At 72.6% G+C, this 12,362-nt stretch carries 10 protein-coding genes and 1 tRNA gene; 5 read left to right on the top strand and 6 right to left on the bottom strand.

Annotated elements, in window-relative coordinates:
* Nucleotides 1-1,497: MFS transporter (locus tag ACFW9D_RS11865; protein ID WP_384620655.1), on the bottom strand; the 1,497-nt coding region annotated here is incomplete at its 3' end.
* Nucleotides 1,498-1,596: 99 nt separating this feature from the next.
* Entirely contained in the window at nt 1,597-2,256 is a 660-nt protein-coding gene (locus ACFW9D_RS11860; protein WP_384620652.1) for a TetR/AcrR family transcriptional regulator, read from the bottom strand.
* A gap of 290 nt (nt 2,257-2,546) precedes the next feature.
* On the opposite strand from ACFW9D_RS11860, the gene ACFW9D_RS11855 reads away from it, so the two are divergent.
* Nucleotides 2,547-3,827: a M6 family metalloprotease domain-containing protein gene (locus ACFW9D_RS11855; protein ID WP_384620659.1), complete on the top strand. Its 1,281-nt coding sequence runs from the start codon at nt 2,547-2,549 to the stop codon at nt 3,825-3,827.
* Nucleotides 3,828-4,044: 217 nt separating this feature from the next.
* Here ACFW9D_RS11855 and ACFW9D_RS11850 read toward each other — a convergent pair whose 3' ends face one another.
* The gene (locus ACFW9D_RS11850; protein WP_384620649.1) at nt 4,045-5,721 is read right to left on the bottom strand and encodes a class I adenylate-forming enzyme family protein; all 1,677 of its coding nucleotides are present in this window, start codon (nt 5,719-5,721) and stop codon (nt 4,045-4,047) included.
* A gap of 193 nt (nt 5,722-5,914) precedes the next feature.
* Between ACFW9D_RS11850 and ACFW9D_RS11845 the strand changes: the two genes are divergently transcribed.
* Nucleotides 5,915-6,235: a DUF6401 family natural product biosynthesis protein gene (locus ACFW9D_RS11845; RefSeq protein WP_384620646.1), complete on the top strand. Its 321-nt coding sequence runs from the start codon at nt 5,915-5,917 to the stop codon at nt 6,233-6,235.
* Nucleotides 6,236-6,321: 86 nt separating this feature from the next.
* On the opposite strand, the gene ACFW9D_RS11840 is transcribed toward ACFW9D_RS11845, so the two are convergent.
* Together ACFW9D_RS11840 and ACFW9D_RS11835 are read right to left on the bottom strand one after the other, a co-directional pair.
* Entirely contained in the window at nt 6,322-7,125 is an 804-nt protein-coding gene (locus ACFW9D_RS11840) for a hypothetical protein (RefSeq protein ID WP_188338379.1), read from the bottom strand.
* Between the two features lie 153 nt (nt 7,126-7,278).
* Nucleotides 7,279-8,358, bottom strand: coding sequence for a hypothetical protein (locus ACFW9D_RS11835; protein WP_384620642.1), 1,080 nt, complete (start codon nt 8,356-8,358; stop codon nt 7,279-7,281).
* 136 nt (nt 8,359-8,494) lie between these two features.
* On the opposite strand from ACFW9D_RS11835, the gene ACFW9D_RS11830 reads away from it, so the two are divergent.
* Together ACFW9D_RS11830 and ACFW9D_RS11825 are read left to right on the top strand one after the other, a co-directional pair.
* Nucleotides 8,495-9,316 (top strand): TetR/AcrR family transcriptional regulator, encoded by an 822-nt coding sequence (locus tag ACFW9D_RS11830; protein ID WP_223206097.1) that lies wholly within the window; start codon nt 8,495-8,497, stop codon nt 9,314-9,316.
* A 66-nt stretch (nt 9,317-9,382) separates the two neighbouring features.
* Nucleotides 9,383-9,455 (top strand) — tRNA-Arg (locus ACFW9D_RS11825).
* Nucleotides 9,456-9,549: 94 nt separating this feature from the next.
* On the opposite strand, the gene ACFW9D_RS11820 is transcribed toward ACFW9D_RS11825, so the two are convergent.
* Nucleotides 9,550-10,623 carry a polyprenyl synthetase family protein gene (locus ACFW9D_RS11820; RefSeq protein ID WP_384620638.1) on the bottom strand — a complete coding sequence of 358 codons (1,074 nt, stop codon included), beginning with the start codon at nt 10,621-10,623 and terminating at the stop codon, nt 9,550-9,552.
* 257 nt (nt 10,624-10,880) lie between these two features.
* Between ACFW9D_RS11820 and ACFW9D_RS11815 the strand changes: the two genes are divergently transcribed.
* A complete protein-coding gene (locus tag ACFW9D_RS11815) occupies nt 10,881-12,212 on the top strand; it encodes a hypothetical protein (RefSeq protein WP_384620635.1) in 1,332 nt (443 codons plus the stop codon).
* The last annotated feature ends 150 nt before the right edge of the window (nt 12,213-12,362 follow it).

The following is a 12,362-nucleotide window of genomic DNA, read 5'->3' as shown; positions in this document are numbered from 1 at the left end:
GGCCTCCTCCGCCGTGTCACCGGATGCGGCGGCGGGGCCGCTGCCCGGGACGCCGGTGTTGATCAGCGAGAAGGCGATCGTCGCGGAGACGACGATGATGCCGACCGCCCACCAGATGGCGTGGGTGTAGCCGTTCACCATGGCCTGTGCCTGGAGCAGCTGCGCGTTGCGGGCGCCGGCCGCGTGCTCCGCCACGTAGGCGGCGGTGGCCGAGGCCGCGATCGTGTTCAGCAGGGCCGTGCCGATGGCGCCGCCGACCTGCTGCGAGGTGTTGACCATCGCGGAGGCGACACCCGCGTCCCGCGCCTCGACGCCGATCGTGGCGAGCGACATGGCGGGCATGAACGCCGTACCCATGCCGAGGCCGAGCAGCAGCTGGGCGGGCAGGATCAGACCGGCGTACGAGGAGTCGACGGACAGCTGGGTCAGGAGCAGCATGCCGAGCGCCGCGACGAGGAAGCCGGGGCCCATCAGCAGGCGGGGGCGGACCCGCGTCATCAGGCGGGCGCCGATCTGCGTGGAGCCCGTGATCATGCCGGCGATCATCGGCAGGAACGCGAAGCCCGTCTTGACCGGCGAGAAGCCCTTCACGACCTGGAGGTAGTAGGTCAGGAAGAGGAACAGGCCGAACATCGCGATGACGGCGAGGCCGAGGGAGGCGTAGACACCGCCGCGGTTGCGGTCGGCGACGACGCGCAGCGGCAGCAGCGGGTGCTTGACCTTGGCCTCGACGGCGACGAAGGCGATCAGCAGGACGGCGGAGCCGACGAACATGCCGACGGTCGTCACGTCCGACCAGCCCGCGGACTCGGCGCGGGTGAAGCCGTAGACGAGGGCGACCAGGCCGAGCGTGGACAGGACGACGCCGGGGAGGTCCAGCGGCGAGCGGTTGCGCGCGCCGGCGGGCTCACGGATGACGAAGTACGCGCCGACGGCGGCGACGATCGCGAACGGGATGTTGACGAAGAAGGTCCAGCGCCAGTTCAGGTACTCGGTGAGGAAGCCGCCGAGGATCAGGCCGACGGCGCCACCGCCACCGGCGATCGCACCGTAGATGCCGAACGCCTTCGCGCGCTCCTTGGCGTCGGTGAACATGACGGCCAGGAGGGAGAGGGCGGCCGGGGCGAGCAGCGCGCCGAAGACGCCCTGCAGGGCGCGGGCGCCGAACATCATGGCCTCGTTCTGCGCGGCGCCGCCGAGCGCGGAGGCGAGCGCGAAGCCGAGCAGACCGGTCACGAAGGTCCGCTTGCGGCCCCACAGGTCGGCGATGCGGCCGCCGAACAGGAGCAGTCCGCCGAACGCGAGGGCGTACGCGGTGATGACCCACTGCTTGTTGCCGTCGGTGATGCCGAGATCGGTCTGGGCGGCGGGCAGGGCGATGTTCACGATGGTGGCGTCGAGAACCACCATGAGCTGGGCGAGCGCGATGAAGACGAGGGCCTTCCAGCGGCGCGCGTCGCCTTCGGGAGAAGCCGTTTTCGGCAAGGGGGTACCCACAGCGGGACTCCAAAGGTCAAAGGCAAGTCGTGAATAAGGGCGAAAAATCGGGTGGCCGCGAGATGGCCGTGCGGGGTCGCTCGCGCGGGGCGGGCGGGGCTATTCCTGGCGGAGCGCCTCCAAGGTCGCGGCCTCGCCCGGGAGTTCCGAGCGGGCGGGCGTCATCAGGCCGTCCAGGAACAGCTGCAGATGACGGTGGACGAAGCGGTCGAAGTCCATGCAGCCCGTGCCGGGCAGCGGCCGGGTGAGCTGGGACAGGGCGACCATCAGGTCGCCGACCCCGACGTCGGAGCGCAGCTGCCCGGTGGCGCGGGCCCGCGCGATGAGGCCTTCCACGGCGACGGTGAGCCGGTCGCGGGCGGCGACGACGTCCGGATGGGCGTGTTCGAAGGTGGCGTGGAGGATCGGGCACAGGGCGCCGATGCGTTCGTCGGCGGCGGCGTGCACGAAGGTGCGCAGCGCGCCGAAGGCGTCGGCCTCGTTCGCCTCCACGGCGGCGAGTCCCTGTTCGGCGTGGGCGCTGATGCGGTCGGTGACGGTGAGGACGACGTGGCGCATGAGCTCGCCGCGGTCCTTGAAGTTCCGGTAGAGCGTGGCGTTGCCGACGCCCGCGCGGCGGGCGACCTCGTCGAGCGGGAGCTCGGTCCCGTGCTCGACGATCAGCTCGACCGCTGCGGCGACGATCCGCTCCCGGTTGCGCACGGCGTCGGCCCGCGGGCGGGGGGCGCGGCGCTGCGGCTGGTCGGTCACGGTGGCCACGGCGTTCTCCTCGGTTCGAAGGTTCTGCGGATCGGCGGTTACGCGGATCCGCGGTTCTGCGGTTCTGCGGTTCTGCGGTTCGCCTGAGCTGAAGCAAGTGGGGAATCCGTCCCCGCTTAGCCCTACGACCTTCTAAACGGGGAGACCCTCCCCGGTTATTTCCCGCTTCCGATGTGACCTGGCTCACGTACGCCTGCGGCCAGAAACCCACGATCGGCGCACCCAGCGCGCGGCCCGCCCCACCCCGACACAGGGTGATCGAAACGGACCCGAGCGTGAGGGCGGATCGGATGCGGCAGCGGCGGATACGCGGGGGCCGGCGTGGTGCGATGCTCGCCGGAGCCACGGCGGTGGCTCTCGCGGTGACCATGACCGCGAGCACCGGACGGCTCCTCGACAGCTCGCCCACGGCGGCCGGCCCGACCGCCCTGGCGCGGGCCACCTCGCTCGGCCCCTGCATGATCCGGGGCGCACTCGGCGTCCAGATGTCCGAGGGCGTGCCCACGTCCGCCGGCTACGCCCGTTCCACCGGCACCGTCCGCGCCCTCAACCTCATGATCGACTTCCCGGACGCGCACGGGCAGGGCAGCGCGATGGCCCGGTACGGGGAGTTCTTCCCGCAGACCAGCGACTGGTTCCGCACCGGCTCCTACGGCAAGCTCGACTACCGCTCCGAGACCCCGGTCAAGCACTGGCTGCGCATGCCCAAAACGTTCAAGGCCTACGGGATAGAGCGCGGCGCCCCCTTCGAACCGGGCTACCGCAAGCTCGTCAAGGACATCGCGGCGGCCGCCGACCCGGACGTCGACTTCAGCAAGTACGACATCGTCAACATCCTCGTCACCCCGAACGCGGGCCCCTCCGCACTCGACACCGTGCTGTCCGTGACCTTCGCCGGGAACCCCGACGCGCCCGTCGCCGACGGCGTGCCCCTCGCCAACGCGTCCTTCGTCTACTCCCGGCAGGACGACGGCTCCGGCTCCTACTCCGAGACCGGCTACCGGGTGCTGCCGCACGAGAACGGGCACACCTTCGGGCTGCCCGACCTCTACACCCAGGACGGCGGCGGGGCCGTCGGCCACTGGGACATCATGAGCGAGGACTGGGGCGTCGGGAACGACCTGCTCGGCTGGCACAAGTGGAAGCTCGGCTGGCTCGACGACGCGCAGATCGGCTGCGCCTCGCAGGCCGGCACGACGGAACACCTGCTGTCGCCGCTGGGCCGGGCCGAGGGCGGCGGCACCAAGCTCGTCTTCGTCCCCCTCACCGAGAAGACCGGCTACGCGGTCGAGGTCCGCACCCAGGAGGGCAACGACGAGGCCGTCTGCCGTCCCGGCGTGCTCGTCTACAAGGTCGACGCCGACGTCGACACCGGCCACGGGCCGATCACCGTGGAGGACTCCACCCCCGACAGCGGCGGCTGCACCCGCCGCCCCAACGTCCACGCGGAACTCTCCGACGCGACGTTCCGCCCCGGCGAGGTCTTCAAGGACACGAAGACGGGGGTCCGGATCTCAGTGGGCGGAGCGGACGCCTCCGGCAACTACCGGGTCTACGTCACCCGGCGCTAGGGCCTTCGGGTCTCGTCGCCGGGTGCGGGCCGGTGGGGGCTGGTCGCGCCCCGCGGCGGAGCCGCTGATGGGCACAGCCCCGCGCCCCTGAAATGCAGGCGCTGCGCGCCGCATTTCCCCTATAGAGGCTGAGCGGCGAAGCCGCTCGCCTCCAGGGGCGCGGGGAACTGCGCGAGAAACCCCCACCGGGCCGCACCCGGCGACGAAAGGGCAGGTCCTACGGCGAGGAAGGCCAGCTCTCACGAAGGGCACGCTTCAGCACTTTCCCCGTCGCGTTGCGCGGCAACTCCTCCTTCTGCACCACGACATGGGCCGGCACCTTGAACGCCGCCAGCCCCCGCCCCGCGAACTCCCGCAGCGCCGAAGGATCGAGCCCGCCCCGCACCCGGACGACCGCCGCGACCTCCTCCCCGAGCACCGGATGCGGCACCCCGAACACGGCCGCCTCCAGCACATCGGGATGCTCGTACAGCGCCGCCTCCACCTCGGCGCAGTACACGTTCTCCCCGCCCCGGATCACCATGTCCTTGATCCGGTCGACGACCCGTACCCGCCCGTCGTCGAGCAGCACCGCCAGGTCCCCCGTACGGAACCACCCGTCCGCCGTGATCGCCGCCGCGCTCGCCTCCGGGTCCTCCCAGTACCCGCGGACCATGGACTGCCCGCGCAGCCACAGCTCGCCCACCTCCCCGCCGGGGACGGCCTCCCCCGCGGGCCCGGCGATCCGCACCTCGACCGCCGGCGCGGGCCGCCCCACACTGTCCGGCCCCTTGCGGTACTGCTCCCCGAACGTGGCCGTGACCGCGCCGAGCGTCTCGGTGAGCCCGTACGCGTTGGCCGGCTCGACCCGCTCCCCGTAGCGGGCGGTGAGCCGCTGGACGAGCTGCGGCGGGGCCGGGGCGCCTCCGGTGCTGACGGAGGTGAGCGTGGGCAGGTCGTCGTCCAGCTCGGCGGCGCGTTCGAGGAGCTGGAGCGCGGTCGTGGGCACGCCGCCGAACCCGGTGACGCCGTGCTCCCGCACCAGCCGCACGGCGACGTCCGGGTCCCACTTGCGCAGCAGCACCAGCGTGCCGCCCACCGCCATCGCCCGGAAGAACCCGGTGAACGCCGCGACGTGGAAGAACGGGAAGGTCAGCATCCCGATCTGGGCCGGCCCCTGCCCCGGCACGAGCCCGCGCCGCAGCGCCGAGAGGGCGGAGAAGTAGAGCGCGTTGGCGATGGCGCCCGTCTGCGCGTGGTGCGTGGCGACGGCGCCCTTGGGCCGGCCGGTGGTGCCGGAGGTGTAGAGGAGCGTGGCGTCCTGTTCGGGGAGCACGTCGACGTCCGGCGGCCCGAGCAGCGGATCGGCGGCGGGCAGCTCCTCGTACCGCTCGACGCGCGGCCCGTCCACGGCGCGCCCCTCCCCGTGGCACACGAGCGTCCATGGCGGGTCGGGGACCGTGCCGAGCCAGGGCCGCACCCGCTCGTAGCGCTCCCCGTCGACGATCAGCACCCCGGGCCGGCAGTCGTCGAGGGCGTACGCGCACTCGTCGGCGGTCCACCAGGCGTTCAGCGGGACGGCGACGAGGCCGGCGAGCTGGGCGGCCCAGAAGGCGGTCTGCCACTCGGGGTGGTTGCGCATGGCGATCACGGCACGGTCGCCGGGCCGCAGCCCGTAGCCCTCGTCCGGATCGAGGAAGCGGCGGGCGAGCGCCGACGCGGCGGCGAAGAACTCGGCGTACGTGGTCCGCCCGTCCTCCGTGATCAGGAACGGGGTGTCGCCGTACGCCCAGGTCGTCTCGGCGAACTCCCGCAGGGTGCGCGGTCCTTCGGCGTACGCGAGGCGCCCGTCCGCGCCGCGTTCCACGGAGAAGGGGGCGCCCGGAGCGGTGAGCAGCGCGTCCAGGGAATCCATGCCGGGACGCTACGCGGCCGGTCCCGGCGCCCGTCAATACGCGCGTCGGAACCGCCGGGCGCACCGGACGCGCAGGGGGCGCGCACTGGGTCTTTCGGCCCCGACAGACAGGGACATCAGGGGACGAACGCAGTGACCAACGGCACCCCGAAAGGCCCTCCCCCGGCCACCCCCTCCCCCGTACTTTTGAGGCATGTCCCCTCTCGCCCGGGTCAGCGAGGCGTACGGCCCGCGCTTCGCCGAGTTCGCCTTCGAGCCCGCCTTCACGGCCGCCGTCGACCAGCACGTGTCGGCGCTCCGCGACCGTCTGGAGGTCACCGGCGCGGACCTCGAACCGCCGGCGCCCGACGCCGAGCTCCTCTCCGACTACACGCTGGGTTTCCTCGACGCCCTCGACGAGACGGGCTGGCGGGAGCCGGTCGGCCACGACTACGCGGTGTGCCGCCTCACCGCCATCAGCTGGCTGGTGAAGCGGCACGACCTGCTGAACGGAAACCGTTCAGCCACTCACTGATCTCAGGCGCTCGCTGATCCCGGACGCTCGCTGACCTCAGTCGCTCGCTGATCTCGGGGCTCGATGCGCTGGACCGCCGGCCGGGCTCAGCCGCTCGTCGAACCGCCGGCCCGGGGGTCGGTGCGCTCCCGGTCCTGCACCGGCTGGTGCGTGAGCGCGTCCTCGCGACCCGCCTGGTACGCCCCGGTGCCGCCGACGCCGCGCGCCTTCGCGGTCTCCTCCTCGGCCTTGTTCAGCCACCGCTCCCAGCGCTGGCGCATCGGGCCGATGAGCCCGCCGCCGACGCCGACGATCATGATGCCCGCGGCGGCCGCGAGAGCCGCGTAGAGGACGGGCTGCGTGACGGTCGTCGCGATCCCGGCCTGGCCGAGCGCGGCGATCACGCCGAGGGCCACGATGCAGGCCCACACCACGGTCCCGACGGTCTTCCCGTACGAGACGGAGGACAGGGCGTTGGTGACGATGTCCCGGACGACGTTCGCGACGGCCATGGCCACCACGACCAGCACGATCGCGACGATGCCGCGCGGGATCCAGGCGACGATGCCGTTGAGCATGGTGGAGACGGGGTTGCTGCCGAAGACCCCGAAGCCGAGCTGGAGCGTGATCAGCAGCAGGGCGTAGTACACGACCTTGCAGATGATCCCGGTGGTGTCGTACTTCGACCCTTCGAGCATCTTGGCCGCACCGGCCCGCTCGGCCAGCTTCTCCGAGCCGACCTTGCGCAGGACCCGGTCCAGGACGCGGGCGATCATCTTGGACACGAACCAGCCGATGGCCAGGACGACCAGGAAGCCGATCAGCTTCGGCACGAACTGGGCGACCTTCGACCAGGCGTCGTTGAGGCCGCCGGTGAAGTCGACGGCGAGTGCGTTCGGGAACGGGGTCATGAGTGGACCTCCACTCAGTGAGGCCGGTGGGCCGGAACGACCGACCCGCGCCGACAAGCGTGCCCCCCTCGTTTACCTCGCTCTTCCGGGATAGCACGCCCTCTGTCCCCCGGCCTCCCGAGGTGCCCTCGGCGCCCGCTGTCCGCGTGAGTCTCAGACGGCCACGGCCTCGGCGCGCTCCGGCGCGGCCACGGCGTCCTCGGCGTCCTCGGCGCCCCGGCGCCGGCCGCGCAGGTCGGCGAGGACGACGAGCCCGATGCCGGCGACCACCCACGCGGCCAGGGTCAGCGCGGGGCGGGCCGCGCCCGTCCCGTCGAAGAAGCCGTTGGCGCGCAGGAGGCTGCCCGAGGCTCCCGGCGGCAGCAGCTGACCGAGCAGGGCCCAGCCGGCGGGCAGCCAGTGCGGGCCGGTGGCCAGGCCGGAGAGCGGATTGCCCAGCAGCATCATCACCGCGCCGCCGATCCCGAGGCCCACCCCGCCGAACAGCGCCTGGAGGCCGATGACGACGGAGGCGAGGGCGGCCATGCCGAGGGCCAGACCGGCGGCGGTGACCACGTAGTCGCCGTCGAGGGTCCCGGTGCCGTACTGGAGGAACGCGGCGACGGCGGCGCCGGCCACGACCGCGAAGGCGAGGACGCCGGCCAGCCGGGCCCGCAGTCCGCGGTGTCCGGGGAAGACCCGCCCGAGGATCACGGCCGGGAAGATCCCGCCGAAGATCATCGGCAGCAGCGCGGCGGTGAGCCCGGCGCCGCGCGGGTCGTCCGCGGTGAACGGCACCAGGTCGTGGACGGTCGGCTCCGCGTGCTGCTGAGCCGCGAGCTGCGTACTCAGGGCGGTGAGCGCGCCGGTGGCGGAGGGTCCGCCGGCGGTGGCGGTGTAGACGTCGACGCCCCCGGGAGCCACGGCGAGGCCGCCCGCGACGTCGCGGTCCCGGATCGCGGAGCGGAGCTGCTCGGGCCCGTCGTAGACGCGGACGTCCCACGCGTCGCCCGCCAGCTTCTGCTCCAGGACGCGCGTGACCTGCTGCGATCCGGTGACGCCGACGGGCACGTCGTGTGGGGCGCCCTTGGCGGACGGGAGGGCGAAGGCGCAGAGCATCACGGTGACGAGGGCGGTCAGCCCGAGAACAACAACGATCAGCCGCCGAACGCCACCCCCCGGAGTCTCCTCCGTGGTCGTGCCCGTGTTCGTCTCCCTGGTCGTGTCCGTGGTCGTGTCCGTGTTCGTGATCATGAGGATCGCTTCCTTGCGTACGGCCCGGTCGCGGGCGAAGGATGCCGGGGCGGTGCACGGCGCGCGCGACGACAGGCGACGGATCATCCGTCACCGATGCTCGCCTGATACTCGATTACAGGGTACATTGAGTCATGTGTCAAACACCGATGAGCCGTCCTCGCCGCAGCCCCCCGTCCCGCCGGAGATCACCGACGCCGCCCTGCGCGTGGCGGCGGCCCGCGGCGTCCCCGTGGCCGACGTGACCCTCCGCGAGATCGCCCACGAAGCGGACATCTCCCGCAGCACCCTCATGCGCCGGCTGGGCGGCACCCGCAGCGCCCTCGAAGAGGCCCTGCGCGCGGCGGGCATCGAACCGGGCACGCAGAAACCCGTACGGGAGCGCGCGATCGACGCCGCGGCCACGCTGATCAGCGAGCAGGGGCTCGTCATGGTGACCTTCGAGCGGGTCGCGGCGGCGGCCGGCTGCTCGGTCCACAGCCTGTACGCGGCGTTCGGCGGCCGCGACGAGCTGCTCCACGCCGTCTTCGAGCGCTACAGCCCCGTCGTCGACGTGGAGGAACTCCTGAAGGGCCCGCGCGCCGACCTGGAGACCACGGTCCGCCGCGTGTACGGGCTCTTCGTGACGGCCCTCGACCGGGAGCCCCGCGTCCTGGCCGCCTTCTTCGCCGAGGTCTTCGCCCGCCCCGGAGCGGACCCCGGCATCCACGCCCTCTTCCAGCGGATCTTCCCCCGCATGCTGGGCGCCGTCGGCACCTGGCTGGACGACGAGGTCACCGCGGGCCGCGTCCGCGACCTGCCCCGCATCCTCCTCATCCAGCAGATGACCAGCCCGATCGTCCTCCACTACCTGCTGCGCCCGTCCTTCGCCCAGCTCCCGGACGTCGAACTCCCACCCCAGCAGGTGGCGATCGAGACCTTCACCCAGACCTTCCTCCGAGCGGTCCGCACGGACTGACCCCCGCACGATCCGCCCCCTCACGCCATCCCGCCCCACCACCCCGATCCGCTAGGCTGTCCCCGCGCCTTCGTAGCTCAGGGGATAGAGCACCGCTCTCCTAAAGCGGGTGTCGCAGGTTCGAATCCTGCCGGGGGCACAGTGTCTGACCTGGGTCAGAGCAGAGGACGGCCCCTCGGAATCCGATTCCGAGGGGCCGTTCGCCGTTTCTGAGGGGGCCGAGCGCGTACGGGTCACCTCGCCCGCTCGACACTCCACCGCGGCAGTCGTTCGAAGAAGGTGACCGCCTCCTCGCGCCAGTGCGAGCGCCAGCCCGCGGCGACCGCCGACGCCTCGTCGGCACGGCGGTTCATGGCCGCCTGCATGCGGGCCGGCACGCCCCGGCGCTCCCCGATCTCGCGGACCGCCGCGATGGTCTGCGGTGGGCAGTCCGGGTCGCCGAGCGCGGCCCGCAGCACGCGGCGCTCGGTGTCGTCGGCGGCCGCCAGCAGGGCGTGGACGGCGTAGCTGTGTCTGCCGTCGCGCAGGTCGGTGCCGATCGGCTTGCCCAAGGTGGCCGCGTCGCCGAACAGGTCGAGGTAGTCGTCGCGCATCTGACCGCAGATTCCCACCAGCCGTGCGTAGGCGCGCAGTTCCCGCTCGAAGCGGGCCGGCTCCTCGCCCGCGGCCAGGAGGCCGAGTTGCAGGGGTGCCAGGACCGAGTAGCGGGACGACTTGTAGTCGGCCACGCTGTGCAGCACCTCCTCGTCCGGCGCGGCGGCGAAGTCGCGTTCCAGGTCGATGATCTGGCCCAGGAACGTGTCGGCCGCCGTCCGCGTCTGGACCTCGACCATGGCCTGCCGCAACGCCACGGGCACCGGCGCCTCCAGCAGCACCCGCTGCGACAGGGCGAGGGCCAGGTCGCCCGCGAGCACGGTCAGGCCCAGGGCCGTCTGCGGGTGATCGGGGAACCGCTCGCGGTAGGCGTAGTAGGTGGAGGGGCCGCCGCGGCGGACGGGGCTGTCGTCGATGAGGTCGTCGTGGACCAGGCCGTGGGTCTGCAGCAGCTCGATGCTCAGTGCGGCGGCGTCCAGCCCTTCGGCCGGCTCGTCCGTCACCAGACGCGCCGCCTCGTGCAGCACGACGACCCGCATCCGCTTGCCGCCCCGCAGGGACAACTCCCGCAGCAGCCGCAGGCAGTCGGGGGCGAACCGGCTGAAGGACGGGGCGTCGAGCCGGGCGCCCACCTGGTCGAAGTACTCCTCGAAGAGTGTGTCGAAGCGGCGCGCGTATCCGGCGGCTCGTTCGAGCATCATCTGCTGGGTCATGGCGCGTTCTTCCTGGTCGGGATCGCTCGGTCGGTCGGGGGCGCACCAGTGGCCGTGCGGCGGTGCGCGTCGGTGCCCCCGGGCCCACCGATCACTTTCTCGCTCTTTCTTGCCAGGAAGAACACTGGACCCTCACATTCCGGCGCAGAATGATCGCGACGGCGTCAGACGTCGTCTCCGCCGGCCGGTCGAGGGGGGCTGCCGGCGTGAACTCACAGGACACAGAGGGGGTTTCCGCCATGCGCGGATCCAGACGCATGCTGAGTGCCACGTTCGCCGCGGCGCTCGGTTCCTTAGTTCTGGCGATACCGGGGACGGCCCCGGCGTACGCGGCGACCGGTGTGTCGTTGCCGCTGTACCAACTCGCCGACATGAAGGTCGACGGGAGTCACCAGAAGATCTTCCTCAGCATGCCGGCCGGCGCCGACGGCCGCGTCGTGGTGTCGGACTACGACGGGAAGAGCACGTGGCTGAGCGGCCTGCCGGGGGCCGGCGGGCTGGCGCTCTCGCCCGACGAACAGACCTTGTACGTGGCCGCGCGCGACATCGACACCATCGTGGCCTACGACACCGCGACGCTGGCGGAGACCGCGCGGTACCACGTGGGGGACGGCATCGCCCCGTGGGGCGTGGCGGTCGCGGGCGGGAAACTGTGGTTCGGCTACGGCTCCGGCGGCGACCTCGGCTCGATCGACATCGGCGCCGCCGAGCCGGTCGTCGCACTGGGGCTGGACAGTTCGCTGGACTTCGGGGCGGAGCTCGTCGCCTCCCCCGCCGATCCGAACGTGCTGGTGGTCGGCACCGGCGACCCCAACCGCAACACCCTGACGGTGTACGACGTGAGCAGCGGCTCACCCGTGATGACCAAGCGGCGGGTGCTGTCCGGGACCGAGATGAACGGTCTGCGGGACATCGACGTGGCACCGGACGGCCGGTCGATCGTGACGGCCGCCCTGATCTCGCCCGGGTACCGGGCCTTCCGCCTGGACGATCTGTCGGACGTGGCGACGCATGCCGCCCCGGCCCCGGCCTCGCCCGTGGCCGTCGCCGCCGGACCCGACGGCACGGTGGCGGGGGCCACGCAGAACACGAGCGCCGACGTGCCGGACGTGTCCGTCTACGCTCCGCAGGCCTCGGCCCCGCTGACCTCGGTCGAGGTGGGCACCGCCACGCAGACCCCGGTGGTCCGGGGCCTGGCCTGGGCGCCGGACGGGAGCCGGCTCTTCGCCGTGACGAACGAGAGCGGGGTCATGGGGCTCCGGTTCCACTCCCTCCCGGTCACCACGCCGGTGCAGACGACCCTCGACCTCGTCGCTCCGGCGACCAGCAGGAAGGGCCGGACGCTCACCCTCACCGGCACGCTGACCCCCGGGATCGCCCCCGGAACGACGGTCACGGTCACCCGTCACGACGCCGCCGCCCCTGAGGGCGTCTCCCTGGGCTCCGTACCGGTGGCGGCCGACGGCACCTTCACGGCGACCGACACCCCGGCCAAGCCCGGCGAGGTCCGCTACGTCGTGACGTACGGCGGCGACCGCTGGCACACAGCCTCCTCCGCGGAGGCGACGGTGGAGATCACGCGCAGCTGATTCCCGCTGACAGGCGCAGCTGATCCCCGCCGGCAGGCAGGACGTGGGGGGGGGGGGCGCGGGCGCCCGGGCCCCACCCCCGGGGCGGGGCCCCGCCGCGCGGGGGGGGATGGGGGGGCGGCGCGCGGGGCGCGCGCTGCGGGACCGCGG

Source organism: Streptomyces sp. NPDC059524 (genome assembly GCF_042749255.1).
GTDB lineage: Bacteria > Actinomycetota > Actinomycetes > Streptomycetales > Streptomycetaceae > Streptomyces > Streptomyces xanthii.
This window is presented reverse-complemented; position numbering and strand designations above follow the sequence as displayed.